22 protein-coding genes and 2 tRNA genes are annotated in these 26,804 nt (G+C 63.4%); 9 read left to right on the forward strand and 15 right to left on the reverse strand.

Annotated features, from left to right (window positions below; translation table 11 throughout):
* Positions 1 to 554: 554 nt before the first annotated feature.
* Positions 555 to 2,912 carry a bifunctional diguanylate cyclase/phosphodiesterase gene (locus K4G67_RS15315; protein ID WP_239807180.1) on the reverse strand — a complete coding sequence of 786 codons (2,358 nt, stop codon included), beginning with the start codon at positions 2,910 to 2,912 and terminating at the stop codon, positions 555 to 557.
* A 251-nt stretch (positions 2,913 to 3,163) separates the two neighbouring features.
* On the opposite strand from K4G67_RS15315, the gene K4G67_RS15320 reads away from it, so the two are divergent.
* Together K4G67_RS15320 and K4G67_RS15325 are read left to right on the forward strand one after the other, a co-directional pair.
* On the forward strand, positions 3,164 to 4,915 hold the full coding sequence (locus tag K4G67_RS15320) for a methyl-accepting chemotaxis protein (protein ID WP_239807181.1): 1,752 nt from the start codon (positions 3,164 to 3,166) through the stop codon (positions 4,913 to 4,915).
* Positions 4,916 to 5,049: 134 nt separating this feature from the next.
* Positions 5,050 to 5,991 (forward strand): LOG family protein, encoded by a 942-nt coding sequence (locus K4G67_RS15325; RefSeq protein ID WP_239807182.1) that lies wholly within the window; start codon positions 5,050 to 5,052, stop codon positions 5,989 to 5,991.
* Here K4G67_RS15325 and thiD read toward each other — a convergent pair.
* Both thiD and glmM read right to left on the reverse strand, forming a co-directional pair.
* Positions 5,967 to 6,764 carry a bifunctional hydroxymethylpyrimidine kinase/phosphomethylpyrimidine kinase gene (gene thiD, locus K4G67_RS15330; protein ID WP_239807183.1) on the reverse strand — a complete coding sequence of 266 codons (798 nt, stop codon included), beginning with the start codon at positions 6,762 to 6,764 and terminating at the stop codon, positions 5,967 to 5,969. The two genes, K4G67_RS15325 and thiD, sit on opposite strands and share 25 nt — an antisense overlap.
* Complete coding sequence (glmM, locus tag K4G67_RS15335; protein ID WP_239807184.1) at positions 6,761 to 8,101, reverse strand: phosphoglucosamine mutase; 1,341 nt, start codon at positions 8,099 to 8,101, stop codon at positions 6,761 to 6,763. The genes thiD and glmM overlap by 4 nt, the downstream gene beginning before the upstream one ends.
* 99 nt (positions 8,102 to 8,200) lie before the next feature.
* Here glmM and K4G67_RS15340 point away from each other — a divergent pair, with 99 nt between their 5' ends.
* Together K4G67_RS15340 and K4G67_RS15345 are read left to right on the forward strand one after the other, a co-directional pair.
* Positions 8,201 to 9,514, forward strand: coding sequence for a dicarboxylate/amino acid:cation symporter (locus tag K4G67_RS15340; protein ID WP_239807185.1), 1,314 nt, complete (start codon positions 8,201 to 8,203; stop codon positions 9,512 to 9,514).
* A 139-nt stretch (positions 9,515 to 9,653) separates the two neighbouring features.
* A complete protein-coding gene (locus K4G67_RS15345; protein WP_239807186.1) occupies positions 9,654 to 10,271 on the forward strand; it encodes a superoxide dismutase in 618 nt (205 codons plus the stop codon).
* A gap of 83 nt (positions 10,272 to 10,354) precedes the next feature.
* Here the strand turns inward: K4G67_RS15345 and K4G67_RS15350 are convergent, their stop codons facing one another.
* From K4G67_RS15350 to K4G67_RS15360, 3 genes are all read right to left on the reverse strand, one after another.
* On the reverse strand, positions 10,355 to 11,593 hold the full coding sequence (locus K4G67_RS15350) for an AI-2E family transporter (RefSeq protein WP_239807187.1): 1,239 nt from the start codon (positions 11,591 to 11,593) through the stop codon (positions 10,355 to 10,357).
* A gap of 74 nt (positions 11,594 to 11,667) precedes the next feature.
* A complete protein-coding gene (locus K4G67_RS15355) occupies positions 11,668 to 12,309 on the reverse strand; it encodes a sigma-70 family RNA polymerase sigma factor (protein ID WP_239807188.1) in 642 nt (213 codons plus the stop codon).
* On the reverse strand, positions 12,309 to 12,791 hold the full coding sequence (locus K4G67_RS15360) for a NepR family anti-sigma factor (protein ID WP_239807189.1): 483 nt from the start codon (positions 12,789 to 12,791) through the stop codon (positions 12,309 to 12,311). Before K4G67_RS15360 ends, K4G67_RS15355 begins: the two co-directional genes overlap by 1 nt.
* On the opposite strand from K4G67_RS15360, the gene K4G67_RS15365 reads away from it, so the two are divergent.
* The gene (locus tag K4G67_RS15365) at positions 12,790 to 14,484 is read left to right on the forward strand and encodes a CHASE domain-containing protein (RefSeq protein ID WP_239807190.1); all 1,695 of its coding nucleotides are present in this window, start codon (positions 12,790 to 12,792) and stop codon (positions 14,482 to 14,484) included. The genes K4G67_RS15360 and K4G67_RS15365 overlap by 2 nt on opposite strands.
* A 116-nt stretch (positions 14,485 to 14,600) precedes the next feature.
* On the opposite strand, the gene K4G67_RS15370 is transcribed toward K4G67_RS15365, so the two are convergent.
* Positions 14,601 to 15,404 carry a response regulator gene (locus tag K4G67_RS15370; RefSeq protein WP_239807191.1) on the reverse strand — a complete coding sequence of 268 codons (804 nt, stop codon included), beginning with the start codon at positions 15,402 to 15,404 and terminating at the stop codon, positions 14,601 to 14,603.
* 253 nt (positions 15,405 to 15,657) lie between these two features.
* On the opposite strand from K4G67_RS15370, the gene K4G67_RS15375 reads away from it, so the two are divergent.
* Positions 15,658 to 16,389, forward strand: a complete 732-nt coding sequence (locus K4G67_RS15375; RefSeq protein ID WP_239807192.1) for a Crp/Fnr family transcriptional regulator — start codon at positions 15,658 to 15,660, stop codon at positions 16,387 to 16,389.
* A gap of 248 nt (positions 16,390 to 16,637) precedes the next feature.
* Here the strand turns inward: K4G67_RS15375 and K4G67_RS15380 are convergent, their stop codons facing one another.
* From K4G67_RS15380 to K4G67_RS15410, 7 genes are all read right to left on the reverse strand, one after another.
* On the reverse strand, positions 16,638 to 17,075 hold the full coding sequence (locus tag K4G67_RS15380; protein ID WP_239807193.1) for a response regulator: 438 nt from the start codon (positions 17,073 to 17,075) through the stop codon (positions 16,638 to 16,640).
* A 179-nt stretch (positions 17,076 to 17,254) separates the two neighbouring features.
* Positions 17,255 to 18,421 carry an N-acetyltransferase gene (locus K4G67_RS15385; protein ID WP_239807194.1) on the reverse strand — a complete coding sequence of 389 codons (1,167 nt, stop codon included), beginning with the start codon at positions 18,419 to 18,421 and terminating at the stop codon, positions 17,255 to 17,257.
* A gap of 45 nt (positions 18,422 to 18,466) precedes the next feature.
* Positions 18,467 to 19,564: an LPS export ABC transporter permease LptG gene (gene lptG, locus K4G67_RS15390; protein ID WP_239807195.1), complete on the reverse strand. Its 1,098-nt coding sequence runs from the start codon at positions 19,562 to 19,564 to the stop codon at positions 18,467 to 18,469.
* Positions 19,554 to 20,750, reverse strand: coding sequence for an LptF/LptG family permease (locus tag K4G67_RS15395; protein ID WP_239807200.1), 1,197 nt, complete (start codon positions 20,748 to 20,750; stop codon positions 19,554 to 19,556). The genes lptG and K4G67_RS15395 overlap by 11 nt, the downstream gene beginning before the upstream one ends.
* A 180-nt stretch (positions 20,751 to 20,930) precedes the next feature.
* Positions 20,931 to 21,329: an ATP-dependent Clp protease adapter ClpS gene (clpS, locus tag K4G67_RS15400; RefSeq protein ID WP_239807201.1), complete on the reverse strand. Its 399-nt coding sequence runs from the start codon at positions 21,327 to 21,329 to the stop codon at positions 20,931 to 20,933.
* A gap of 235 nt (positions 21,330 to 21,564) precedes the next feature.
* A complete protein-coding gene (locus K4G67_RS15405; RefSeq protein WP_239807196.1) occupies positions 21,565 to 22,437 on the reverse strand; it encodes a phasin family protein in 873 nt (290 codons plus the stop codon).
* A 158-nt stretch (positions 22,438 to 22,595) separates the two neighbouring features.
* Complete coding sequence (locus K4G67_RS15410; RefSeq protein WP_420830050.1) at positions 22,596 to 24,503, reverse strand: PHA/PHB synthase family protein; 1,908 nt, start codon at positions 24,501 to 24,503, stop codon at positions 22,596 to 22,598.
* Between the two features lie 241 nt (positions 24,504 to 24,744).
* Here K4G67_RS15410 and K4G67_RS15415 point away from each other — a divergent pair, with 241 nt between their 5' ends.
* The 3 genes from K4G67_RS15415 to K4G67_RS15425 all read left to right on the forward strand — a co-directional run bounded on the left by K4G67_RS15415 (position 24,745) and on the right by K4G67_RS15425 (position 26,263).
* Positions 24,745 to 25,938, forward strand: coding sequence for an LL-diaminopimelate aminotransferase (locus tag K4G67_RS15415; RefSeq protein ID WP_239807198.1), 1,194 nt, complete (start codon positions 24,745 to 24,747; stop codon positions 25,936 to 25,938).
* Positions 25,939 to 26,032: 94 nt separating this feature from the next.
* A tRNA-Cys gene (locus tag K4G67_RS15420) sits at positions 26,033 to 26,106 on the forward strand.
* A gap of 81 nt (positions 26,107 to 26,187) precedes the next feature.
* Positions 26,188 to 26,263 (forward strand) — tRNA-Thr (locus K4G67_RS15425).
* Here K4G67_RS15425 and K4G67_RS15430 read toward each other — a convergent pair.
* Complete coding sequence (locus K4G67_RS15430) at positions 26,234 to 26,470, reverse strand: hypothetical protein (RefSeq protein WP_239807199.1); 237 nt, start codon at positions 26,468 to 26,470, stop codon at positions 26,234 to 26,236. The two genes, K4G67_RS15425 and K4G67_RS15430, sit on opposite strands and share 30 nt — an antisense overlap.
* Positions 26,471 to 26,804: the final 334 nt, after the last annotated feature.

A 26,804-nucleotide genomic window follows, 5' to 3' on the forward strand; every position in this document is an offset into this window, starting at 1 on the left:
GAGCAGTCCGGTAGCTCGTCAGGCTCATAACCTGAAGGTCGTTGGTTCAAATCCAACCCCCGCAACCAAATCACCCAGCCGCAGTACATAAAATGATCCAGACGGCTTTTTCGCCATTCAGCGCCCTGTGGCTGCACCTTTCACTATGCTCGACGACATAGCTGAGAACCGGCGCATGATGGTGGCCTGCGACTTGGTTGGCTTTGACGTGGATTCACACAGTTATTGCGCCCATGCTTTAATCGGCAGCCGACCTGACTGAACGACATACCGCCTTGGCGTTCTTTCAATGACTGAAGTAGTATGCTGCCCCCAGAACAAACCAGCCCGACTTACACGACGACGTCCTGAAAGCAGCCGTCACACTTTATCGCTTACAGGCGCAAATGCCGTCCAACCCGCCGTGGCAAGACAAGCGTGCCTGTTGCCCGTTCTTGAGCGAGCGTTTCCCGAGCTTCGCGGCGGATGCCAAAATGGCGAGCGTAAAAGGGGGCTGAGACTTACCGGATCGCGATGATCCGGCGAAGGCTAGACCGCATACCGCAGGGCATCGTTCAGAGCCCGGACAGGGCGGGTCGCCGGGGTTCGAGCAGCACGGGCAGGTCCCGCTCATGCACTGCGGCCGAAAACAGGAACCCTTGCAGCGCATTACAGCCGGCCATCTGCAAAAATGCCTTTTGCTCCGACGTTTCCACGCCTTCTGCAATCACAGACACGTCCAGCGCCTGACCGAGAGAAATGACCGTCTCGATGATCGCACCGGCCTGAACATCCTGTCCCAGCCGGGCGACGAAGCTGCGATCGATCTTGATGCGGTCGACGTGGAAGTGGCTGAGATAGTTGAGGCTCGAAAAACCGGTGCCGAAATCGTCGATGGCGAGACGGAACCCCGCCTTGCGCAACGCGGCCAGCGTGCGCCTGATCGATTCGTCGGTCTCGAGGAACATCGTTTCGGTAATTTCGAGTTCGATCTGCGCCGGAGAGACGCCCGCTTCGCAAACGACGGCGGTGACCTGGTTTGCGAAGCCTGGCGCGCGCAATTGCACGGGGGATACATTGACGGCAAAACCGAACCGGGGCCAGGCACGCGCGACCCGGCAGGTTTCCTTCAAAACCCACATGCCGAGCGGGAGAATCAGCCCGCAATCCTCCGCCACCGGAATGAACGCATCCGGTGCCAGCTCGCCAAAAGTCGGATGGCTCCAGCGCACGAGCGCCTCGAACCCGGCGAGATGGCCGGTCTTTGCGGTATATTGCGGCTGAAACTGGACATAGAGGCCTTCATCGCCGGTGAGCACCTTGCGCAAGTCCTCCTCGATCCGGAGGCGGCGCAACATGGTCCGGTCCATGTCCGCGCTGAACACCCGGCAACCGTTGCGTCCCCGCTCCTTGGCGCGATACATCGCAATGTCTGCGCGGCGCAGCAATTCGGTGCGCGTCACGGCCTGCTTTGGCGCGAGCGCAATGCCGATGCTCCCACCGATATGGACAGTCGAGCCGATGATCGAGAACGGCTCGCGCAGCTGTTCGAGGGCGGCCTCCGCAATGGCCACCGCTTCCGGTCCACCAGGCCCCGCGGGCAGGCAGATTGCATATTCGTCCCCGCCCAGCCGCGCCACCATTCCATTTTCGGGCGTTACGGACGAAAGCCGCTTGCCGACCTGCTCGATCAATCGGTCGCCCGCCAAATGCCCCAGCGTGTCATTGACCTGTTTGAACCTGTCGAGATCGACCAGCATGACCGCCGGTCCTTTGCCGCCGTGATGCGCCGACAGCGCCCGGTCGACAAAATCCATGAAGGCAATGCGATTGGGCAGGCCGGTGAGCGAATCGTGAAGCGCGAGATAGTTCGCCTGCGCCTCCTTTGCCTGCAACTCGCTGTGCGCGGCGGAAAGTTCGCCGATGAATTTCGCGTCCCGCGCCATCAGCCGCGCAATACCGGCAAGCAGCAGCGCCAGCAGCACGGCCATCGCGGCCAACGCGGCGATGACGCGGCCGCGAATGGATTCCAGGATCGAGTGTCCCGGCATCTGGGGCTGCCACGTAAAATAGCCGATATGCTCTCCGGTCGCGGATTCGAGCCGCAGGCTGAGCGTTCCGGAACCGGCGGGGTCCGGGCGCTTGGTCACGCGTGCCCCCTTGATCATGCCGAAATCGGAGAGATTCTTGAGTAGGCCGGAATTGAAAAAGCGAACGCTGATAAGCAGCGGCTCGGTTCCCGAATAGGCCTCGTTCCAATACGAATCGGGAGACATGCGCATCACGCTGACCACCGCCGGGCGCCCGCCAATCTGCGCGAGATCGGTGGTGTGAATCGTGAATTCGGACGTGCGGACCGTGCTGTCGGGCGAAAGCGGCTGCCCGTCGAGCCGGTCATGCGCGGACGGCGTGCGCGACCCGATTCCGCGCGTCGAATCCACGAGCGGGGCAAGATCGGCGGCGACCTTGCGATAGCTTGCCGCGTCCGAACGCTTGCCATCGATCATGACGAGCGGGTCGTTCCGGGCATTCAGAATGTAGATCGAATCATGGTCGAAGGTGTAGTGGAGCCATATTCCGATATTATCCTCGATCCAGTCGAGATCGGGTTGCGCTTTCCGCGCCTCTTCCCACGCCGGGTCCCAGATGGCGACGCCGGCCTGCGTCTGTGCAAGTTCGTCGAGTGCATCGGCGATCATCGCGCGTACCTCGCGAACCTGGCGGTCGCGCATGGCCTGGTCGCTTTGGCGGACGGTGGTCTGCAAGCTCCACGCGGAAAAGAGGACGACGCCGAGCGCAAAGACGACCGACGGGGCGACGACGACGGTAATGAAGCGGATTGCGAGCCGGGAATCGAAAGCCGCCGGAATCGAGAAGCGCGCGATCCGTTTCTTCAGGGCGCGAATCCATTGCCGACCATCATTGAACACCATGGATAAGAACCTTGCGAAGGGTCCCCATTTGCGGGGCGCGGTACGGATCCGCGCATTCCATGAATGTCCTGGTCCGACATGCACGCCATCATCGGCCGCAACGCTTTAAGATATGGTGCATCGCGCCCTAGGGTCGAGAACAGGCCATGCCACCCCGACGCGAAAGCTACCGATAGCCGCGCTTCACACCCGTATGTTTGCGTAATTGCGCCTGCGTCGTTTTTACATGGTTGCGCATCACAACGCCGCTCATGACAATTCGCAAAAAGCTCACCGTCTGTCTCGCCGGTCTCATCCTCATCATCGCCGCGATGGCCACGCTGTCCCTCGTAACCATGGCGAAAACGACCGCCGCGTTCGAAACGATCGTCACGGATCGCGTGGCGGCGGTCGGCGATCTCAAGATTGTGGCCGACAGATATGCGGTGGATATCGTTGACGCCTCGCACAAGGCGCGCAGCGGCAGCCTCAGCTATGCCGATGCGTTAGGGCAGATCAGGTCCGGTCGCGCCGATATCAATCAGCGTTGGACCAATTACCGTTCGACCCGCCTGACCGAAACCGAAGCCGAGATGGTGGAGCAGACGCAGGCCCGCATGACCGCCGCCAATGCGCGGATCGACAGGCTGGAATCCATTCTGCAACGCCGCGATGCTGCTGCGCTCGGTCAATTTATCGAAGAGGATCTCTATCCCGCCATCGACCCCATTTCCGAACATATCAGCGACCTTGTCGAATTGCAGATCGACGTCGCGAAATCCACCGGTGCGCGCGAGATCGATCTGGCCTATTTCATGCGCAACCTGATGATCGCACTGGTCGTTGTTGCGGGCGCCATCGGCCTTGCCGCGATCGCCACGGTGCGTAACCACGTCGTCAGCCCGATTCAGCGGCTTGCCGTCACCATTCGCGGGCTTGCCGCGTCGAAGGGCAAAGCGGACGTCCCGCATCTCGATCAGCGTGACGAGATCGGCGATATCGCCCGCGCTGTCGATACGTTCCGCGAGGCCGTCGTGGATGCGGAACGGGAAAAGGCACGCGCGTCCGCCGATGCGACCGAGGTGCTGGCCGAACATCTCTCCAGCCTCGCGGCCGGCGACCTGACCTGCACCATCAATCGCGAACTTCCCAAAGCCTACGCCCAGATCAGGCTCGATTTCAATGCAGCGGTCACGGAGCTTGCCGCGACCATCGGCTCGGTCAGCGACAGCGTTTCGGAATTCAAGGTCGGTGCGGGCGAAGTGTCGCAGGCGTCCGACGATCTTGCACAGCGTACCGAGCGCCAGGCGGCCAGCCTTGAGGAAACATCGGCCGCGTTGCGCCAGCTTGCCGAAACGGTGCGCAAGACCGCCGAAGACGCGGAAAAGGCAAGCAGCGCCGTCGTCGATGCGAAGGATGATGCCGGGCGCGGCGGCGCGGTCGTGAAACGCACCGTCGCCGCGATGGAACGGCTCGAAACCACCTCGGTCGAGATTTCGGACATCATCTCGGTCATCGACGGTATCGCGTTCCAGACCAACCTGCTCGCGCTCAACGCCGGGGTCGAGGCGGCCCGTGCCGGCGAGGCGGGGCGCGGTTTCGCGGTCGTCGCATCCGAGGTTCGTGCCCTCGCGCAACGCTCCGCAGAAGCTGCACAGGACGTCAAATCGCGCATCAATGCGACCGCCGGACAGGTGCAGGAAAGTGTCACGCTGGTTGGCGAGACCGGGCAATCGCTCGACCGCATCATCGACCGTATCGCACAGATCAGCACGCTGATCGAGGATATCGCCAGCGCCGCCAGCATGCAGTCCGATGGCCTGTCCCAGATCAGCGGTGCAGTCACCGAGATGGACGGCGTGACGCAGCAGAACGCCGCCATGGTTGAGCAGGCGACCGCCGCCGCCCGGCAACTCACCAGCGAAGCGAACTCGCTCGCGGATGAAATCGGCAAGTTCAAGATGGAACGCACCTCCCGGCGGGCACAGGCTCTTACGCCCGGAACCATGCGGTTCGCGGCATAGGCGGCCGGGCGCCGCGGATTCTTGCAAGGGCGGCGCACAATAGCGCCTGCTCCGGCTTGCGTCTGCCGCCCCGGCGCCTATCTGGGCTGGCTATTCCATACGGGATGCGCCCGGCGCAGGAGAGGGAACCGAGAATGACCGAACGCAAAGATCCGCCCACCGAACCGGGCGTTCCCGGCCCACATGGCGAGCCGTCAAAACCCGACCGCTCTCTCACCCCGCGCAAATTCTACAAGGCGGAGCAGGAGGCCGCCTTTTCGGATGCCTCGCCGCAGCATACGCCGCAAACGCGACACCCGGCATACAAGCTGGCATTCCGCGATACCGATTTTCTCTTGCGGGAAGACCTTCGCCCCGTCCGGTTTCAGCTGGAGCTGCTCAAGGCGGAAACCATGCTCGAGGAGGCGGGCGTCGGCTCCACGCTCGTGATTTACGGCTCGGCGCGCATTCCTTCGCCCGAAGAGGCCAAACTGCTGAAAGATGCGACCGGGAAGGACGACCGGCCGGCCAAGACGGTCGAGAAGCTCATCGAAAAGGCGAAATTCTACGAAGAGGCGCGCAAGCTTGCCTTCCTCGCCAGTTCCGCCGCGGTGATCGAGGATGGCAAGCGCCAGTTCGTCGTGACGTCGGGCGGCGGCCCGTCGATCATGGAGGCCGCCAATCGCGGGGCGCAGGATGCCGGCGCCGAATCGATCGGCCTCAATATCGTTCTGCCGCACGAACAGGCCCCCAACGAATATGTGACGCCGCGCCTGTCGTTCCAGTTTCACTATTTCGCGCTGCGCAAGATGCATTTCCTGCTGAGGGCGCGGGCCGTGGCGGTGTTTCCCGGCGGGTTCGGCACGTTCGACGAATTCTTCGAATTGCTGACCCTCATTCAGACCGGCAAGATGCGGCCGATCCCGATTCTGCTCTTCGGCAAGGATTTCTGGACTCGCGTCGTCAATTTCGACGCGCTGGCCGAGGAAGGCGTCATCTCGGAAAAAGACCTTCAGCTGTTTCGCATCGTCGAAACCGCGGATGAAGCGTGGGACCGCGTCACCCGCTTCTATCAATTGCCGCCGGCCCAACCCTGATCGGCGATGGGGCGCATGTCGTCGAACGGCACGCGCCCCATCGCATGGCCCAATGGCCCGCCCCCGTGGCCAAGGCCCGGTACATGCGCGATTGCCTGCTCGACAAAGCGGATCGCCCGGCCCGTCGCCTCGCGCAGGGCCAGCCCCGCACCCAGCCCCGCGGCAATCCCGCTCGCCAGCGTGCAGCCGGTCCCGTGCGTGTGGCGCGTGTCGATGCGGGGCGATACGAAAATGGTTTCGTCGCCGCCCTCGACCAGCCGGTTTTCAATTTGGGGACCGGTCGCATGCCCCCCCTTTATCAGCAAGGCGCGCGTCTTTTCGCGCAGCACCGCCTCCCCGCCCAATGCCTCCAGCTCGGGCAGATTCGGCGTGGTCAATGCGGCGAGCGCCATCAAGCGTTCGAACCCGGCAATGGTCTCCGCATCGGCGAGAATCGCGCCGCTGGTCGCAACCATGACCGGGTCGAAGACGATAGGCACGCGCAGCGGTTCGAGCAGGTCGGCGACCGCGTGGGCAATGTCGGGCGAGCCAAGCATGCCGATCTTCACCGCGTCGACGCCGATATCGGAGATACAGCTTTGCGCCTGTTTCACGACAAAATCGGCGGGCAGCATGTGAACGCCCTGCACGCCTTGCGTATTCTGCGCGGTGATGGCGGTGATCGCGGTCATCGGATGCGCGCCCAGCATGGTGATGGTGCGGATATCGGCCTGTATCCCCGCGCCGCCGGACGAATCCGAACCGGCGATCACCAATATGCGGGCAATGGTCATGCGCCTGTGTCCCGCACCGCATCGCAGATCGCATCGACGACCTGTTCCACGATTTTTGCATCGTCGCCTTCGGCCATGACGCGGATCACGGGCTCGGTCCCCGATTTTCGGATGACGACGCGGCCCGTGTCGGCCAGCACGCCCTTGCCATGCGCGATGGCGGTCTTCACGCTTTCGGTGTCGAGCGGTTGCCCGCCCGTATAGCGCACATTCTTGAGCAATTGCGGCACCGGGTCGAACAGGTGGAGCAGTTCGCTCGCCCGGCCGCCCGATTGCACCAGCGCCGACAACACCTGCAGCGCGGCGACCGTCCCGTCGCCCGTCGTCGCATGGTCGAGCAGGATCATGTGCCCGGACTGTTCGCCGCCCACGTTGAAGCCGCCCGATTTCATCGCCTCCAGCACATAACGGTCGCCGACCGCCGTGCGCACCAGCGACAGCCCCTCGCTTTCCAGAAAACGTTCAAGGCCCAGATTGCTCATCACCGTCGCGACCACGCCCCCGCCGGTCAGCCTTCCCTGCCGATGCATGTCCCGCCCGATGAGCGCCATGATCTGATCGCCATCGACCGTGCGGCCCGTTTCGTCCACCACGATCAACCGGTCCGCATCCCCGTCGAGCGCGATGCCGATGTCGGCGCCTTCCTCGACCACACGCGCCTTGATCGCGTCGAGCGCGGTCGAGCCGACGTCCTGGTTGATGTTGAGCCCGTTGGGCGAGACGCCCATTTCGACGATGTCGGCACCCAGTTCCCACAGGACCGAAGGCGTCACGTCATAGGCGGCACCATGCGCGCAATCGACGACGATCTTCACCCCGTCCAGCCGCACCCTGTCCGACAGCGAATTCTTCACCGCGTGGATATAGCGCCCCTTGGCATCGTCGATGCGGCGGGCGCGGCCGATATCCTTTGCCGGGACGAGCAATTGTTCCTGATCGAGCATCATCTCGATCGCCATCTCATCCTCGTCCGAAAGCTTGAACCCGTCGGGCCCGAACAGCTTGATGCCATTGTCCTCGAACGGATTGTGGCTGGCCGAGATCATCACGCCGAGGTCGGCTCGCATCGAACGCGCCATCATCGCGACCGCCGGCGTCGGCATCGGGCCGAGCAGCACCACGTCCATCCCCACGCTGGTGAACCCGGCGACCAGCGCGCTTTCCATCATATAGCCGGAAAGCCGCGTATCCTTGCCGATGACGACGCGGTGTTTGTGCGCGCCGCGCAGGAAATAGGTGCCGGCGGCCTGGCCCACCTTCATCGCCATGGCGGCGGTCATCACCCCTTCATTGGTGCGGCCGCGAATGCCGTCGGTGCCGAAATATTTGCGTCCCAAAAGTTTTCGTCCCTTGCTGCGATGCAATGCGTGCGTGCATCATGCGGCTCAAACGCGTTCCATGTCACGGTGCGCCGGGCATGAAAAGGGGCAAGCATCTTGGCAACGGGCCGCGCAAACGACGAAATTGACGAAGCGGCCGGTTCCCGCCCCGCCTCGGCAGGCGGGCTCGCGCCGCCCGAAATCCGGATGCCGGCGGCATGGACGCTGGCCGCGCTCGTCGCGGGACTGACGCTGGGGTTCGTGCTGGCCGAACGGGGCGGGGGGGATGCCGTGCTCGCCGTTCTTGGCCCGGTGGGGACATTGTGGCTGCGCGCGTTGCAGGTGACGATCGTGCCTCTGGTGGCGGCCCTGCTCGTGAATGGCATCCTGCAAATGGTGAAGGCGGCGGGGGCCGGGCGGATGGCGGCGCTGACCCTTGCGACATTCGCGCTCGTGCTGCTCGCAGGGGCGGCGTTGTCGGCGGTGGCGATGCCGGCGCTTCTGTCCGCCTTTCCGGTTCCGGGCGAAGCGGCGCAGGCGCTCGCCCGGCAGATGGCGGGGGCAGAGCCGGGGCCTGTACCCTCGCTCGGCGACCTCATCGGGCGCCTGGTGCCCGTCAATATCGTTGCGGCGGCGGCGGAAACCGCGATGCTGCCGCTGGTCGTGTTCTTTGCCGTGTTCGCGATGGCGCTGACCCGGCTGGCCGCAGTGCAGCGGGATATCATTGCCGAATTCTTCGCCGCTTTGGGCAATGCGATGCTGGTGATGATCGGCTGGGTGCTAAGACTCGCGCCGGTGGGCGTGTTCGCGCTGGGCACCGCGCTCGGCGCGACGAGCGGGGCGGACGCGATCGGCCTGCTCGCACATTACGTGGCGCTGGTGGTGTCGGTGGGCGCGGCGATCTTTTTTGCCGCCTATGCGGTGGCGGTGGTCGGCGCGCGCGTGTCTGTGCCCGCCTTCGCCCGCGCGATCCTCCCGGCGCAGGCGGTTGCCTTGTCGACGCAAAGCTCGCTCGCCAGCCTGCCGGCGATGCTGTCGGCGACGCGGCAGCTCGGCGTGCGGGAGGAGGCGAGCGATTTCGTCCTGCCGATGGCGGTCGCGATTTTTCGCGCGACCAGCCCGGCGATGAACCTTGCCGTCGCTATCTATGTCGCGGCGCTGTTCGACGTGCCCTTGTCGCCGCCGGTCATCGCGGCCGGGCTGGCGGTGTCCATGCTGACGACGCTGGGCTCGGTATCGCTACCCGGTGCGATCAGCTTTGTCGCATCGATCGGGCCGATCGCGCTGACCATGGGGGTGCCGATCGAGCCGCTGGCGCTGCTGGTCGCGGTGGAGGTGGTGCCGGATCTGATGCGGACGCTTGGAAACGTGACGATGGATGTGGCCGTGGCGGCGACCGTGGGGCGGCGGTCGCGCGTCGCGGAGCTGTGACGGTGCAGGGGCGGGGGGCCGCGTGCGGTAAAAATCCGGCCTTCCATGCAACTTCATCGCCGTTCACCCGTTGGTAATTTAAATACCCGGCCCATATCGGGGCTACGGGGTCGTATATATTTCTAATCAGGAGACATTCATGTCGATCAGCTTTCCCGACCTTCCCTATGCCGCCGACGCGCTCAGCCCGGCGCTTTCGGCCGACACGCTGAACACCCACCACGGCAAGCATCACAAGGCCTATGTCGACAAGACCAACGGCGCCATCGAGGGCAGCGACCTTGCCGGTGCCTCTCTCGAGAAGATCATCGCCGAGGCGGACAGCAAGGGCGATCAGGGCCTGTTCAACAATTCGGCGCAGGCGTGGAACCATGGCTTCTACTGGAACTCGATGAGCCCGGACAAGAAGACACCCTCGGGCGATCTGGCCCGCGCCATCGACAGCGCGTTCGGTTCGCTCGACGCGTTCCTCGACCAGATTCAGAAGGCCGGTGCCGGTCACTTCGCATCGGGCTGGGTCTGGCTCGCCGCGGATAATGACGGCAAGCTCACGATCGAGGAAACGCACGACGCCGGCACGCTGGCCATCGGCGACAAGAACCCGCTCCTGACGCTCGACGTGTGGGAACACGCCTATTACCTCGATCACAAGAACGTGCGCCCGGACTATCTGAAGGCGGTCGCGACCGACCACATCAACTGGGACTTCGCCGCAGAAAATTACGATCGCGGCTCGATCTGGAGCTATCCTTCCTGATCGGTTGGATCCTGCCGAACGAACAAAGGCCGGGCATCGCGCCCGGCCTTTTTCATGTCCGCATTTTCAGTGTCGACGGCGCCCTACGCCACCGGCGGAAGCGGGGGTTCGTCCTGCTCCTCGCGCGGGAGGAAGAGCGGTTCGCCAAACAGGAAGCCGATGATATTGGGGTGGCCCAGATGCTGAAACAGCGCGATCAGCGTGATCAGGATCGGCACCGACAGCAGCGCCCCCAATGCCCCCCAGACCCAAGTAAAATAGCTGATCGCGAGCAGGATCAGCACCGGATTGACGGTGAACCGTTTGCCCAGGATCGCGGGCGTGATGGCGTTCGCCTCGACCCCGTGCAGGGCGAGATAGGCCGCCGCGGGGATCAGCCCGGCAAGTATGGTATCCGCCCCGCCAAGCCCGAACAACAGCAGCAGCCCCGTCATCGCCAGCGGGCCGAGATAGGGCAGGAAATTGAGCAGCGCGGCCAGCCCGCCCCACATGATCGGCGCATCCATGTCCAGGGCCCATGCGCCGAGGGCAACCACCACGCCGACACTCGCATTGATCATGCCTACGGTGAAGATATAGCTGGCGACCCTGTCCTGTACCTCCCGCATGACGCGCGCGGCCCGTAGCGAAGCGCCGAACTCGCTACGGTCGAGCAGCAGCCGCCGCCGCATCCGCACGCGCGCCTCGATCATGAAGAACGCCATGAGCAGCGTCAGCAGCGTTTCCACGATCAGCGTCGGCGTCGCATAGGCCAGCCGTTCGACGATCGAAGGGGTCGCGACGACCACCGTATTGCCGCGCTCCGCGCTCCCGCCGCCAAGCTCGCCCAATTGCCGGTTGAGTTCGTTCACCCATTCGATCTGCCCGCGAAAGGTGGAGAAGCTTTCGGCGATGGATTCGATCATGCGCGGCACATCGTCGATCAGGACGATCGCGGGCTGCAATACGGTCGCCAGCGCGACGACGACGATCGCGATGAAGATCACCATCGACAGAAACGAGGCCAGAACGTTGGGAATGCCCCACCGCGCGAGCCAGTCGGCCAGCGGCGACAGGATGATCGTGAGGATGATCGCGGTCACTAGCGGGAGAAACACCACCGCCCCGATCGACAGGACGAAGGGCAGGGCCAGGAATATGCCCAGCCCGCCCATCAACAGCAATGCGGACAGCAGCCGGCTATGATCGTCGGGCGGTGTCGGCGCGGCGCTTTCCGCCCCCGCCAACTCACCCGACATCACGCGCGTGGCAGCAGTGCCATCGACGTCGGCGGGAAAGGTGTCGCCCGCCGCTCGGTCTCCATCATGTCCGCGATCGGCCATTCATTCGTGCCCCAACCGTGCCGGGCGCCTTTCGGTCCGATCGCCCGCCGCGATCGTGCGCGGCGCGGCCCGTTTCAATCGCGCCCGGCGTTCACCTGCGGCGCCGCCATGTCGTCCAATTCGCCCATGATCGCTGCATGGGCGACCCTGTCCTTGACCGAACGCTGCGGGATGGAGCCTTCGTCGAGCATCGAGTTCAACGCCGCACGCGCGCGTCCGACTCGGCTCTTGATCGTGCCGACGGCGCATTCGCAGATTTCCGCCGCTTCCTCGTAGCTGAAACCGCCGGCCCCGACGAGCAGCAGCGCCTCGCGCCGTTCGGGCGGGAGGGTGAGCAGCGCCCGATGCATGTCGGAGAGATGGAGCGGCCCTTCCTGTCCCGCAGGGGCGGTCAGGATGCGTTCGGCGACGGTTTCGTCGTAATCGGCGCGAAACCGGTTGCGACGCATATCGGTGAGATAGGCATTGCGAAGGATCACGAAGGTCCAGGCGCGCATCGACGTGCCCGGCTCGAACCGTTCCTGCGCGGCCCATGCCTTCATCAAGGCTTCCTGCACGAGATCGTCGGCCATGTCTGGACGCCCGCAAAGCCCGCGCGCAAAGGCACGCAAATGGGGGATCACCTGCGTCAGTTCGTGTTTGAATTCCTTTTGACGCAACGTGCCATCCTGACCCGGTGCTCTCCTGCTTGATGCAGGCTTGTCATGTGCTGACATCAATCCTCCGAATCGAACTTCGACAAGAGATCCGCGAAGCTGTCCGGCAAGGGCTCTTCGACCACCGAGTCGTATAATTGGCGTAAGCCAGTCGTCCAGTCGGGGCGCTTGCCCTCCGGCGATCGCTTGTCGCTGTCGTTCGGCGTTTTTTTCACGTCTTTGTTACCTGTCATTCCGCCTCGCAGCAAAGCCCGGATGAGCCGTGGATGGACCCATTCCACAAAAGCGGCATCCGTGCTCGATCCCGAAAGGTGGACATTACAAAAATTAATTCGACCCTCGTCATATGCGCGGAACGTTTGTCCGGCGCGATGGTTCCCCCATCCGATAGGGTATAAGCCGACCCTTGACAACACGGCACATCCTCCGGTCAGTGCAAGCAATCGAAGGGTATGATGCGGTTCGCAAGGTCTGACGCCCGCATCCTCGCCTGCCGGCTCGTATTTTGCCCAGGGGTTTATGAAGAAACAGAGCGCGATCATGGCAGAGCGCCCATTGAGCAGTGTTCCCGAAGCATTCCGGGACGAACCGCGCATGGGCGGCGTATTGCGATGGTTCGCGCATTATCCACGGGCCTTGCCGGTGGCGATCTTTCTCGCCGTGATGACGATCACCGCGATCTGTGTCTGGGCGGTCGAACGCGCCGACACCGAAACCCGCCGCGGCGATCTTCAGCAACAAGCCACCTCCATCGCCTCCGCGCTGGAGCGCAGGGCCAATGCGAATGCCGCCTATCTGCGCTCGGGCGCTGCCCTTTTCGCGACGCAGGACGAGGTACCGGCCGCCCTGTTCCAGACTTTCATCGGGCAATTGCGGCTCGACGCGAATTTTCGCGGTGCCGAAGGGATCGGCTGGGGCGAGCGTGTCGATACGCAGGATATCCCCGCCTTCGAACGTGCCATGCGCGATGCCGGATGGCCCGGGTACAAGGTCCGTCCCCTGCCGTCGTCCGATCAGGCCTATGCCGTTCCCGTCGTCAATCTCCAACCGCTGACCGACCGGAACCGCCGCGCGATCGGCTTCAATCTCTTTTCCGAGCAGGTCCGGCGCAGCGCCATGCGGGAGGCGGAACGCACCGCGCGGCCCACTGCCTCAGGCCGGGTCGTGCTGGTACAGGAGGAGGACGGCGATGCCGATCCCGGCTTCCTCATCTATATGCCTGTGTTCGATGCGAGCGGCACAGGCGCGACCACGCGGCTCAAGGGCTACATCTACAGCCCGTTCAACGCCGACGATTTCATCGAATCCGCGCTGGAGGGGGAATTGCCCGAACGGGCCGCGCTGCGCGTCTATGACGGCAGGATCGCGCCTGACCGGTTGATGGCCGAAACGATGACGATCGAAAACGGCGGGCAGAGCGTTACGAAAACCGTCAATATCGCCAATCGCGAATGGATCATCGAACTGCAGGCGCTGTCCCCGGCCGCGCTCAGCCAGCTTTCGGTGATCGTGCTGTTCGGCGGGCTGATCGTGGCCAGCCTCGCGCTGGCGATTGCCTGGCTGCTCACGCGGCAGGCGGCCGAAGCGCGCCGCACCATCGCCTGGCTGGAGGAGCAGGCCGCGATCCGCAACTCGCTCACGCGCGAGCTCAACCACCGGGTGAAGAACACGCTCGCGAATGTGCTGTCGATCATGTCGCTCACCCGCCGGCGCGCGAAAAGCCTCGATGAATATGCCAATTCGCTCGACGGACGGATCCGGGCGCTGTCGGCCACGCACGATCTCCTCACGCAGTCGGAATGGGGCACCACCCCCGTGCGCGCCGTGATCGAGGTGGAAATGGCGCCCTATGCGCAGGAGGGGAACCGCCACGTCGAAATGGCGGGGCCGGAGGTCGACCTTGCCCCGAATGACGCCCTGTCGCTCGGCCTCGCCATTCATGAGCTGGCGACGAATGCGGCCAAATACGGATCGCTGAGCGTGGCGGATGGGATGGTCCATGTCGAATGGGATCTGGTTTCGGACAAGCTGGTCCGGGTGCGCTGGCGCGAGGAGGGCGGCCCGCCAGTGTCGCAGGAACGGCCGCGCGGTTTCGGCACCGACCTCATCGAAAAGATCGTCGCCCACGAATTGCGCAATCCCGTCGACCTCGTGTTCGAGACGACGGGCGTTCGCTGCACCATGTTGATCCCGGTCCGTCTGCCCACCGAATTCGCGATGCGCGCGCGTCGGTAGAGCGGGCGCGGGCGGCCAAGGGCGCGGCGGCCGGATTGCAATGGGCACGAAAAAGGCCGGCACCGCGATGGCGGGCCGGCCTTTTTTTCGATCCTTGCGGACAGGAACCGCCGTTATCAGGGAAGCGGGCGGCTCGATCCGAAGAACAGCGCCTGGCTGATCGCGGCGCGCACCGTCGATTCCTGAAACGGCTTCGTCACGAGATAGGTCGGCTCGGGCCGGTCGCCGGTCAGCAGGCGTTCCGGGTAGGCGGTGATGAAGATCACCGGCACCGAATCGATGGCGAGAATATCGTCCACCGCGTCGAGACCCGAGCTTCCGTCGGCAAGCTGAATATCGGCGAGCACGAGGCCCGGCATCTGCTGCTTGATGACATCCTGCGCCTGCGTCCGCGTGGCCGCCGTGCCGCAGATTTCATGGCCCAGCGACTGGACCAGATCTTCAAGCTGCATCGAGATGAGCGGCTCGTCCTCGATGATGAGCACGCTCGTCGCGGCCTCGCGGTCGATTTCCGACACCGCTTCCTGCACGAGGTTTTCGACCTCGTCCGGTTCGAGGTCCATGACCTCGGCCGCCTGCTTGATCGAGAAATCCTCGAGCGTGGTCAGCAAGAGCGCCTGCCGGTTGAGCGGGGTGATATTGGAAAGCCGTTCCTGCGCCGCGCTTTCGTGATCGCCCAGAATGTCGCCCGGCCCTTCGCCGTCGACCTGCATATAGGCGCTCGCCCACAGCTTGTTGAAAGCGCGGTAGAGCGGGACGCGCCCGCCTTCGCCAAGGCTTTCCTTCAGCTCCGGATCGGCGAGAACAGCCTCCAGAGTGGCGCGCACGAAGGCATCGCCGGTGCTTTGTGATCCTGAAAGCGCGCGCGCATAGCGGCGCAGATATGGAAGATTGGCGGCAACTTTAGCCCCGAGAGACATTCAAACCCTTCCGTATAATGAGACCCGCAGCATAACGCAGCGGCGTCCGACTTGTTCCCGCCATAGCCATGAATGAACGAACGGCGCAAGCCATTCGGCCCGCCGCCACCCATGGCACCGCCGCCTGTCACAGGCATTTGACAATGACCAGGTTATTTATTCTATCGCATGTCACACGGCGATCATGAAACCTGTAGGGAGGGCTCGCGTGCAGGACGGTACGGGGCGGGGGATGCGACACGGCGACAGGGGCATGGCTTCGACATCATGCGAGCAATGCCCCTTGATGGCGTGCGAAGGGCTGGAGCCGCCGTCGCCAGAGGACCGTGCGGGTATCGAACGTTACAAGATGGGCGAAGTCACGTTGAAGCGCGGCACTGCGGTGTTCATTCAGGGCGCCCCGGCCACGCAATTGCATACCGTGCTTCGCGGCGTGCTCATCCGGTATCGCGCATTGCCCGACGGGCGGCGGCAGATCGTCAATTTCATGTTTCCCGGCGATCTGGTCGGCCTGCAATCCGCGCTCGACGAACCGATGTCGCACGGGGTCGAGGCAATGAGCGACGTCACGCTCTGTTCGTTTCCGCGAGCGGGATTTCGGGATTTTCTGGCCGCCCATCCACAGCTCGGCTTCGACATGGTCTGGATCGCGGCGCGCGAGGAGGCCGCGCTCGAGGATCATCTGCTTTCGCTGGGGCGGCGCAATGCGCTCGAACGGATCGCAAATCTCGCCATTTTCCTGCTCAGGCGGGCGCAGGCGAGTTGCGTGGCAGACGGCAATCGCCTGCCGCTGATCGTCACGCAGACGCAGATCGCCGACATGCTCGGCCTCTCGCTCGTCCATACGCATCGCTCGATACAGGCCTTGCGAAAAGAAAACCTGGTGCACTGGACGCTCAACGAAATTTACGTGCCCGATATGGAAAGCGCCGCGCGTTTCGCGCAGTTCGATGCCCGAACGGATACGCCGCGCCCCTATATATAGACCGAAAAACCTCGAAAATCCGCCGGTTTGGTGCCAGCTCGGTCGATTGCACGGAAAAAGTTCGAAAAAAATGCAAGGCGCCCGGAACCCAATCACGGTCCGGACATTATGCCTGTATCACCGCCGAGACCCCCCTCCCGTCCAAGCGGCCGGTGATACGATCCCGAAAGGCCTTCGCTCTTTAACAGGAGAGCGAAGGCCTTTTTTCATGCGCCGTGCGGAAAGGTCGTTGCGCCGCTTGTCGCGAATCATTCGTTGGAGATCGCCCCGCGCAGTTTCGCGAACAGACCGGTACGGCGGCTGTCGCGCGCGGCGTTGAGCAAGGCCTCCGGTGCGTAGGGCTTGGCGAGAACCGTGCCCAGTTCCTTGATCGTGTCGGGGATCGCCTTGGGATTGCCGGTCGAGAATATGATGCGCGGGCGTTGCGGGCCGAGTTGCATGACAAGCTCGGCCACGGCCCAGCCATCGTCGCGATCGACGAGATGCACGTCGAGCACGACCACGTCGAACCGCGTTTCCTCCAGCGCATCGAGCGCGGTCCGCGTGCTCGACGCGACGGTCACTTGCGGTGCCCCGCCATTGCGCAGGATATCCTCGATCGACATGGCGAGGATGGGATCGTCCTCCACCACCAGTGCATGACCGATCCGGTAATCCGGGTCCGGCGGTGTCTGGCGGGTGGTCATCGTCCTTGCGGTCCTTGCTGAATGCGCGGTCGGGAGCGGTGCTTCACCGCACCTGTGCCGTTCCTGCCGTGCGTTTGCGCCGCGCGGCGGGGCTGGCTGCGTCAGGGGGAAAACCCCGGATGGTCGCACTGTGTTCCCGATGCGCCAAACAAATGATGGTCGCACCCGCCATAACCGCATCAAAGCGTCTTTTCGTAGATCGTGTATTCGCGATTCACATGCGCATCGATGGCTTCGGCGATGGCGTTCATGCCCTGATTATCCTCCAGGATCCATCCGATCTCGCCGCGGGTGCCGCCATATTCCTCGACCGCGGCACGGCGGATATATTCGATCATCATGAAGGCGAGCTGGCTGGCGAGGCGGGTGTTCTGCAGGTTCTTGCGCACACCCATCAACGGCACGCGCATGTCGGCATTCGTCGGCTTTACCAGCCAAGGCAGCAATTTCGCCCAGCCGAAGGGGAACAGCCGGCCGTCGATCTTGTGGATGACCTTGTTCACGTCGGGAAGCGTCATCATGAACGCGACCGGTTCGCCTTCGTATTCGGCGATCATGATCAGATCCTCCCGCACGAGCGGGCGCAGCTTCTTGCCGGTATGCGCCACCTCGCGGTCGGTGATGGGAACAAAGCCCCAGTTCCCGCTCCACGCATCGTTCAATATGTCGAGGATGATCGCCGCCTCATTCTCGAAATCGGTCTTGCGCACCTTGCGGACGTTGATTTTCGCGTTCTTCTCGCCCGATGCGATGACCCGCTGGATCAGCTTGGGAAAGGGCATGCGAATGTCGATCTCGAACGTGCGGAGCAATTTTGCAGGTGCGTAACCCAGCGCCTCCACCCAGGGTTGATAGCGGGCATCGTGATGGCCCATCATCACCGTCGGCGGATGGTCGTGCCCGGTGGTCAGCAGGCCCGGCTCCTCCCAGATGGACAGGGAAATGGGGGCGAGCACCCGGTCCATGCCGCGCGAACGGAGCCAGTCCTCCGCCTTTGCGATGAGCGCGCAGGCGACCTGTTCGTCCGCCGCTTCCATCAGGCCCCAGTTGCCGGTGCCAGGCCCCATCCCCTGCTCGGCCGGCATGGATAGCGCGAGCCGGTCGAAATGCGCGGAAATGCGGCCGACAGGTTTTGCCGTGCCCGCGCGAAAGGCGAGGAAAAGCTGCACCTCGGCATGATCGAAAAACGGATTGCGGTCGCGGTCGATCACCTCGGCCGCCTCGGCACGCAGCGGCGGGACCCAGTTCGGATCGCCTGCATTGAGGCGATAGGCCACATCGAGGAACGCCTTGCGCTCCTTGTCGCTCGTGACGGGGGTGATCGTAATCGCGGCGCTATCGGTCATTCGTGGCATCCTTCAAACGTGCGCAGGGCACGCGAACGCGGTTGATCATTCCTCTGTGCGGATAAGCACCATTTCACCGATCAACAGGAACAGCAAAAATGGCGCCCACGCGGCGAGAAAAGGCGGATAGCCCCCAAAATTGCCAATAGCCAGCGCCGCATTGTCCACGACGAAAAACGCAAAGCCCAGCGCCATGCCGATGATCGCGCGCACGAACAACTGCCCCGAGCGCGCAAGGCCAAACCCCGCCACCGCGCCGAGCAGGGGCATCAGCGCCGCCGACAGCGGTCCCGAAATCTTGTGCCACCATTTCGCCTTCAGCTCGTCGGTGCGGCGGCCCGCGCGGTCGAGCGCCTCGATCGATTGCGACAGCTGGCCAAGGTTCTGCGCATCGGCGTTGACGTTGCTGATCTCGATCTCCGCCGGGGAAATGGCGCGCGCGACGATCGTGTCGTCCATCCGCTCCTCGCTCGCGCTGGCGACGCGGAACCGGCTGGGCTGCGACAGGAGCCAGCCATCGCCGGTCCATCGCGCCGTGTCCGCCCGCCATTGTTCGGCCAGCATCAACGTCGGATCGCGGCGATACCACACCACGCCCGACAGCCGCATCGCATCGCCCGACCCTGTGGCGAGACGCGCGCTCAGAATATCGTTGCCCTCGACCATGTAGATATTAGCCAGCGCCCCGTCGGTTTCGGGCACGGGGCCGTAGTCCGCCTTCTGCCATGCGCTCAACGTGGCGGTGGCGCGGGTGACGACGCGTTCGTTGAAGGCAAAGCTCACGCCTGCGATCAGCAGCGCGGTCAGCACCAGCGGCGCGAGAATCTGATGCGCGGACAGGCCCGATGCCTTCATCGCGATGACCTCGCTGTTCTGATTGAGCGTCGACAGGGTGATGATCGTGGCAAGCAGCACGGAATAGGGGAGGAAGCGCGCGACGAGCTGCGGTATGCGAAGCGAGGCATAGGTCAGCAATTGCGCCTGTCCGTTTCCGTCCGCCGCGAGGATCTTGCCGCTCTCGCCAAGAAGGTCGAGCACTTGCAGGATCATCACGAGCATCGCCAGCACGGCAAGGATGCGCACCACGAAGGTCGTGCCGAGATAGAGCGTCAGCCGCCGCGAGGGGAAGAAATCAAGCCGCACGGCCGGGCTCCTCCGTGTCTTGCGCGGGGCGGGCATCGGCCGGATCGCGGCGGAATTTCGCGACGATCCGCTTGATCCGCTTCATCACGAAGCTGGCGATCGCCTCGAGCCAGCCAATCGCCTGCCCCCCCGGCACATAGGCCACGCGCCAGTACATCCACACGATCAGCGCCGCAAAGACTAGGAACGGCACCCAGAGCGAGACGAGCGGGCTGATGAGACCGAGCGCGGCGACATCCTGACCGTATTGATTGATCTTGTGATAGGCGACCACCATCACGATCGACACGAACACGCCGAGCGCGGAGGTCGAGCGTTTCGGCGGAATCGCCAGCGCCAGCGCCAGCAGCGGCAGAAGCAGCATCATCACCACCTCCACCAGCCGGTAATTCAGGCTCGCACGGGTGACGTTGCGGACATCGCTGTCCACATCCTTGGCCCAGCCGAGTTGCAGCAGTTCGGGGAGCAGATATTCGCGCTCCTCCCCGCCGCGGGTGCGGAACCGTTCCAGCGCGGGTAGATCGATCGGCAGATCGTAGCGCGAGAAGGTGAGCACGCGCGGCACGGGGATCGAGGCCTGATCCTGAATGATGGTGCCATCGACGAGGCGGAGCACGATGGCGTTGGGATCGTTGCGATTGGCAAGGAACTGTCCCTCGCGCGCCGAAATCGACAGCATGTCGCCGCCCGGTTCGGTGACGCGCGCGAAAATCCCCTCAAGCTGACGTCCGTTGTCGGTGCTCTTTTCCACGCGAAGAGCGGTGCGATCCTGCAGCGTGGTGAACTCGCCCACCTTGATCGACGCGCCCAGTGCCCCCGAGGTCAGTTCGAATTCGAGCCGTTCGTAATCGTAGCGCGACAGCGGTTGCAGATAGCCGACCACGGCAAGGTTCACCGCGGCAAGCACGAGGGTGATCGCATAGGGCACGCGCAACAATCGCGTATAGCTCAGCCCCACCGCGCGCATGACGTCGAGTTCGGAGCTGATCGCGAGTTTGCGAAAGGCGAACAATATGCCGAGCATCAGACCGAGCGGGATCGCAAGGCTCATATATTCGGGCAGCAGGTTGGCCAGCATCCGGAACACGACGCCGATGGGGCCGCCCTCGCTCGCCACCACCTCGAACAGGCGGAGCATCTTGTCGAGAATCAGCAAGGATGCCGCCAGCACCAGCGTGCCGATCATCGGCACCAGCACGAGCCGGAAGACGTAGCGGTCGATGGCGGTAAAGAATCGGCTCAACGAAAACGGGCCTCGGTCACGGGCGGGCAGGCGGGCGGCGGGGCCGGTCGCGTGGCCCGGCTGGAATGTTCGCGCACGCCCATACAGACAATCGCCCCGCCGGTCACCTGTCCGCGTGGCGGGTTACGCCTTTTCGAGCGTACATTGCAGCGGATGTTGGTTTTCCCGCGCGAAATCCATGACCTGGTTCACCTTCGTCTCGGCGATTTCGTAGGGGTAGATGCCGCATACGCCCACGCCGCGCTGATGCACGTGGAGCATGACCTGCGTCGCCTGCTCCATATCCATGCGGAAGAACCGCTTGAGCACGAGCACGACGAATTCCATGGGCGTGTAGTCGTCGTTCAGCAGCAGGACCTTGAACTGGCTCGGTTTCTTCGGCTTGGCGCGGGTGCGGGTGGCGATGCCGACCTGGCCCTTGCCGTCATTGTGGCCATCGCGGTCATCGCCGCCGGTGTCATCGTCCTCGGCACAGCGAGTGGCGAGCGGATCGTGCCCGGCGGCAGGGGCGCCGGGATCCATGCCGCAAAGGCGGGCGGGAAGATCGTGGTAAGTCATGACCGCTTTCGAATATCGTATCGAAGGGCCGGTGAACAAGGGGCTATGCGACAAGTTTTCGCGATTCGACCCTTGCACCGGCGCGATGCGCCGCACCGGACACGGCTTGGCACATATCGAAAAAGGCCGGATGCGGGGGTGTCCGCATCCGGCCTTCGTCCGGCTGGCGACAGGTGCGGTGCACCTGTCACACCGCTGTTCAAATGGTTTTGGCTTTTTCCATCGCCACGCTCATCCGGTTGGAAAGCGGCTGGCTCGCTTCGTTCGCGAGCTTCAGCATGGCCTCGGTGTTCTTCGAGCTCAGCGCGACGGCCTTGTCGAACTGCTTGCGCATGAAGGTGCTCTGCATCTGGAAGAAGTCGGTGGGCGACTTCACTGCGGCCATTTCCTTCATCTCGGCGGTCATCGCCTCGAACTCGGCCTTGCTCTCGGCAAGAGCGTCGCGGCTCAGTTCCTGAAGCCCGGCGGCGAGGATCTTGTTCGATTCGACGATCGCCTCGACATTGCCCTTGGCGAAATCGCCGGCCTGCTGAAACATGGCCGAACCCTTTTCGAACGCGTTCTTCGTGCGCGCCGACATTTCGCCCATGTTGCTTTCGACGGTCTTGGTCATTTCTTCGGTATTGAGTGCCATGAATTTCTTCTCCGTATTTCGATCTGTCTTGCCGGTTGCGAGTGTCGGGCGGGGCGGCACCGCTTTCTTCATCGCCGCAGCTTTTCGAGGTGCGGCCTTTCGCGCAACCGGGAGTTCGGACCGCACGGTCGCCTTCGCCTTCTTGGCGAAGGACGCGGACGTCGTCTGGGTTACGGATTTCTTCGTCTTGGACCGCTGCGGCGTGGCGCGGTCCCTGACGAGTGCTGTCTTGACCGGTGCGGCGGATGCCGGCGCGGTCCTGAGGGCGGCCTTGGAAAGCTCCGCATCGAGCGGCGCGCCATCCTCTGCGACCTTTTCCGGCGCCGGCTTCGCCTCGGCGGCGGGCGGGGTTACGGGCGTGTCCTGTTCCACAGGAATGCTCGCCTTCGCCGCATCGGGCTTGGGAATCGGAGCATCGTTGCTCTTGCTGTCAGCCATCAGGCGACCTCACTCTTCGTTTTCGGCCCATGATCCGGCCGGACGCCGCCTCATGTTGCAACGCAGCAATAGGTCGTTAGCGCAGCGAAGTCAAATGTTTTGTTGCACTGCACCATAATCGTTACAATGGTGCAGCATTTCGCCCAAATGGCTGGGCGCTAACGGGTTTTCACATATCGGCCGGGCGCGTCCTCGATCACTGTGTCGCCCTTTGCGCCGGGTTTGCGCTTGCCCTTGGCCTTGACCGTCGCGTCGTCGATACCGCGGAGCCATTCGATCCAGTCCGGCCACCAGCTGCCCTTCGTCTCGACCGCCTTTTCCCGAAATTCGTCGAGCGTTTCGGGAAGCGCGACGCCGTCGGGAAGGGTCCAGTATTGGTATTTCCCACTGGCGGGCGGGTTCACGACGCCCGCGATGTGACCCGATCCGGCAAGCGTGAATTGCATGGGTCCGGAAAACTGGCGCGTCAGCTTCCACACGCTGGGCAGCGGGGCGATATGATCCTCCTTGCCCGCCTGGATATAGACCGGCGTCGTCACCGTGCCGAGGTCGACCGGTGTGCCGTCGACGACCATCGCGTCGGGCTGAACGAGCCGGTTGTCGTGATAGAGATCGCGCAGATATTCCCGGTGCCAGCGCGCGGGGAGATTGGTCGTGTCCCCGTTCCAGTAAAGGAGGTCGAAGGGCCGGTAATCCTCACCCAGCAGATAGTTGTTGAGCACATAGCTCCAGATGAGGTCGGGACTGCGCAACAGGTTGAACGTCGTGGCGAGATAGCGCCCGTCGACATAGCCGTCGGTGGCGGTCGCCTCGATCGCGGCCATCTGCTGTTCGTCGATGAACGCCTTGAGCTCGCCCGCCTCGCTGAAATCCACCTGTGCCGTAAAGAATGTCGCCGACGCGACGCGATCCGCCTCCCCGCGCCGGTGCAGCATGGCGAGCGTCGCCGCCAGCGTGGTGCCCGCCACGCAATAGCCGATGGTATGCACCGCCGGCACGTTCAACCGCTCGCGCGCGAAATCGATCGCTTCCACCTGCGCGCGGACGTAATCGCTCCACGTGAGGTCCGCCATCGAACTGTCCGCCGACTTCCATGACACCATGAACAGCGTTACGCCCTGCGCGACCGCCCATTTCACAAAGCTTTTCTTCTCGCCCAGGTCGAGGATGTAGAACCGGTTGATCCACGGCGGAAATATTACCAGCGGGGTTTTCAGCACGTCGTCCGTCGTCGGGCTGTACTGGATAAGCTGATAGAGTTCGGTTTCATGCACGACCTTGCCCGGTGTCGAGGCGATGTCGCGGCCGATTTCGAACGCGCTCGTATCGGTGTGCGTGATCTGCCCCGCCTGCAGATCGTTGATGAGCCGCTGCATCCCCTTCATCAAATTTTCGCCGCCGGTTTCGAGCGTGCGTTCGATGACCAGCGGATTGGTGAGCGGGAAATGCGCGGGGCTAAGCGATTCGGTGATCAGCCGCGTGAAGAAGCGCATCTGCTCGCGCCGGTCATCGGGCAGCCCGTCCGCCTTGTCGACGGCCGCCATCATCTCCTCCGCACACAGGAGATAGGCCTGGTGCAGCATCGCGAACAACGGCTGCTCGCGCCATTTTTCATCCGCGAAACGGCGATCCTGCCGCGGCAGCGCGGCGGGCGCGCTCCCCTCCGCCATGCCATACTGACCAAGGACGTTCTGCCACAGGGCGAGGCTTTCCTTCAGGAAATGCTGCTGCGTCTCCATTTCGGTGAGCGGCGACTGGTTCATCCAGCGGCTCGCCATTTCCATCCATTTTGCAGGGTCCGCGAGCGGATTGGCCGCGCCCGGCTTCATGGCGAGATAACCCTGCCACATCGCGGCGAGATTTTCGGCCAAGTCCTTCCAATGCGCGATGCCGGGGTGGGCGGCATCGGCCCGGTCCTGACTTTCCGGATCGGCCATGTCCTTTTCCATATCCGGGGCGGGGCGGGGCAGGAAAGCATCGAACATCGCCTGCGCGGCCTTCGATTGCATGGCGACCATTTCGCGCATCGGGCCGGCCATGACGGGCGCGAACGGCCCCGCCATCATCGTGGTCAGCCAGTCGTTCCCCGGTGCGTCCTTGCCGGAATTGTCCGCCCCGTGCGCCATCGTGCATCACCCTTTGCCATCAAACTGCAATTGCATTTGTGCGGCACATGACGGCAATAAGCAATGTCCGCGCGAATTTGGCTTGAGTTCCCCGCACAGGGTAAGCAAAGCGTGGCGTAGCGCAAACGAGCGCAATTTTGTTTCAATCACGGGGCATGAACCCGCAACCAAAAGCCGAGAGATGAACGACGAATTCTACCGCATCAAGCGTCTGCCGCCCTATGTCATCGCCGAAGTCAACGCGATGCGAGCGGCGGCACGCCACAGCGGTGAGGACATCATCGACCTCGGCATGGGCAATCCGGACCTGCCGCCCCCCGATCATGTCATCGACAAGCTGTGCGAAGTTGCGCGCAAGCCCGATGCCCATGGCTATTCGCAGTCGCGCGGCATCCCCGGTCTGCGGCGTGCGCAGGCGAATTATTACGGGCGGCGGTTCAACGTCGATCTCGATCCCGAGCGCGAGGTCGTCGTCACGATGGGGTCGAAGGAAGGGCTGGCCAGTATCGCCACCGCGATCAGCGCGCCCGGCGACGTCATCCTCGCGCCCAATCCGTCCTACCCTATTCACACCTTCGGCTTCATCATTGCCGGCGCGACGATCCGCGAGGTGCCGACCACGCCGGACGAGAATTATTTTCGCGCGCTCGACGCCGCCATGCGCCATTCGGTGCCGCGGCCCACGGTGCTGATCGTGAATTACCCGTCGAACCCGACGGCCGAAACGGTCGATCTCGCCTTTTACGAACGGGTCGTGGCCTGGGCGAAGGAGAACGAGGTGTGGGTGCTCTCCGATCTCGCCTATTCCGAGCTTTACTATGACGGCAAGCCTACGCGTTCGATCCTCGAGGTGCCGGGGGCGAAGGATGTCGCGGTGGAGTTCACCTCACTGTCGAAAACCTATTCCATGGCCGGATGGCGCATGGGTTTCGCGGTCGGCAACCCGACGATGATCGCGGCGCTGACGCGGGTGAAAAGCTATCTCGATTACGGGGCCTTCACCCCGATTCAGGCGGCGGCCTGCGCCGCGCTCAACGGGCCGCAGGATATCGTCGCGCGCAACCGCGAATTGTATCAGAAACGCCGCGACGTCATGGTGGAGGCGTTCGGCCGGGCCGGCTGGGACATCCCGCCGCCCGCCGCCTCCATGTTCGCGTGGGCGCCGCTCCCCCCGCAATTCAGCGACATGGGCAGCCTCGAATTTTCCAAGCGCATGCTGGCGGAGGCCAAGGTCGCGGTGGCACCGGGCGTGGGTTATGGCGAGCTGGGCGAGGGTTTCGTCCGCATCGCCATGGTGGAAAACGAGCAGCGCCTGCGCCAAGCGGTACGAAACGTGAAGCGCTGGTTCCAGTCGATGGGGCACAACGGCGGGTAGATTGAGCGCGCATGGGGGGCGGGAATTGCATTCGCGCGTTTTGCCCGATTGCATTTCTCGCCAAAGCGCGCTAGCTGCGCTGCTCGCTCATCGAGGCCCGATGGCGGAGTGGTTACGCAGAGGACTGCAAATCCTTGCACGCCGGTTCGATTCCGGCTCGGGCCTCCATTTGCGGACATTGGTTTTGATTCGACGATGCGTAAAAACGCATTGCCGGATGTGCCGCGCGTCGATAAGGCGCATGGCATCGCCGCTTTAGCTCAGTTGGTAGAGCATCGCATTCGTAATGCGGGGGTCACAGGTTCGAGTCCTGTAAGCGGCACCATTTCCGGTCAAAGATGGGAACACTCCCCTCCAGCCGGGGGAGCCCTTTCGCCAGTCCCCGCTCCAGCACCGACTTCGAGCCTGTGATCGTGACGCGATCCTTCGAAACTCTCACCTCGGATACCAGCATCCGCAGGTAGGCGCTTCGCAGGGTGCGGTCTTCATCGTGTATCTTGGCCGAAAGTTGCTGTGAGAACTTTTCCAGCACGGCGGGCGTGATCTTTCTAGACCCACGTGGGAGCTGGCTTTCCGGCACATCGATACGGGACGTGATTGCCGCAATCGCTTCGCGGTTGTTCCGGCGGCTTCATGCGGTGCCATGCGCAGCGGACTGCGCGACGTACGTAATGCCGCGACCCGTTCGAACTGATCGCGGTTGATGATCTTGGGGCAAGGGACGGCGATCCAGTCGTCCCGCTCGGGAACTACTCCGTCGTCGTCGGCGGTCTTGTCGTAATATGTTCGCCGTCAGCACCAATGGCACAGATTTACGGTTGTAGATTAAGGAGGATTTGGGTCTCGTCGTAGTGACGAAGGAACGA

This window comes from Croceicoccus hydrothermalis (assembly GCF_022378335.1).
GTDB classification, from domain to species: Bacteria; Pseudomonadota; Alphaproteobacteria; order Sphingomonadales; family Sphingomonadaceae; genus Croceicoccus; species Croceicoccus hydrothermalis.

Excerpts from the sequence above, each read along its gene's own strand:
- K4G67_RS15315 (WP_239807180.1), bottom strand. The coding sequence starts at position 2,912 with ATGGTGTTCAATGATGGTCGGCAATGGATTCGCGCCCTGAAGAAACGG.
- K4G67_RS15320 (WP_239807181.1), top strand. The coding sequence starts at position 3,164 with ATGACAATTCGCAAAAAGCTCACCGTCTGTCTCGCCGGTCTCATCCTC.
- K4G67_RS15325 (WP_239807182.1), top strand. The coding sequence starts at position 5,050 with ATGACCGAACGCAAAGATCCGCCCACCGAACCGGGCGTTCCCGGCCCA.
- thiD (WP_239807183.1), bottom strand. The coding sequence starts at position 6,764 with ATGACCATTGCCCGCATATTGGTGATCGCCGGTTCGGATTCGTCCGGC.
- K4G67_RS15345 (WP_239807186.1), top strand. The coding sequence starts at position 9,654 with ATGTCGATCAGCTTTCCCGACCTTCCCTATGCCGCCGACGCGCTCAGC.
- K4G67_RS15350 (WP_239807187.1), bottom strand. The coding sequence starts at position 11,593 with ATGGCCGATCGCGGACATGATGGAGACCGAGCGGCGGGCGACACCTTT.
- K4G67_RS15355 (WP_239807188.1), bottom strand. The coding sequence starts at position 12,309 with ATGTCAGCACATGACAAGCCTGCATCAAGCAGGAGAGCACCGGGTCAG.
- K4G67_RS15365 (WP_239807190.1), top strand. The coding sequence starts at position 12,790 with ATGGCAGAGCGCCCATTGAGCAGTGTTCCCGAAGCATTCCGGGACGAA.
- K4G67_RS15360 (WP_239807189.1), bottom strand. The coding sequence starts at position 12,791 with ATGATCGCGCTCTGTTTCTTCATAAACCCCTGGGCAAAATACGAGCCG.
- K4G67_RS15370 (WP_239807191.1), bottom strand. The coding sequence starts at position 15,404 with ATGTCTCTCGGGGCTAAAGTTGCCGCCAATCTTCCATATCTGCGCCGC.
- K4G67_RS15375 (WP_239807192.1), top strand. The coding sequence starts at position 15,658 with ATGGCTTCGACATCATGCGAGCAATGCCCCTTGATGGCGTGCGAAGGG.
- K4G67_RS15380 (WP_239807193.1), bottom strand. The coding sequence starts at position 17,075 with ATGACCACCCGCCAGACACCGCCGGACCCGGATTACCGGATCGGTCAT.
- K4G67_RS15385 (WP_239807194.1), bottom strand. The coding sequence starts at position 18,421 with ATGACCGATAGCGCCGCGATTACGATCACCCCCGTCACGAGCGACAAG.
- K4G67_RS15395 (WP_239807200.1), bottom strand. The coding sequence starts at position 20,750 with ATGATCGGCACGCTGGTGCTGGCGGCATCCTTGCTGATTCTCGACAAG.
- clpS (WP_239807201.1), bottom strand. The coding sequence starts at position 21,329 with ATGGATCCCGGCGCCCCTGCCGCCGGGCACGATCCGCTCGCCACTCGC.
- K4G67_RS15405 (WP_239807196.1), bottom strand. The coding sequence starts at position 22,437 with ATGGCTGACAGCAAGAGCAACGATGCTCCGATTCCCAAGCCCGATGCG.
- K4G67_RS15410 (WP_420830050.1), bottom strand. The coding sequence starts at position 24,503 with ATGATGGCGGGGCCGTTCGCGCCCGTCATGGCCGGCCCGATGCGCGAA.
- K4G67_RS15415 (WP_239807198.1), top strand. The coding sequence starts at position 24,745 with ATGAACGACGAATTCTACCGCATCAAGCGTCTGCCGCCCTATGTCATC.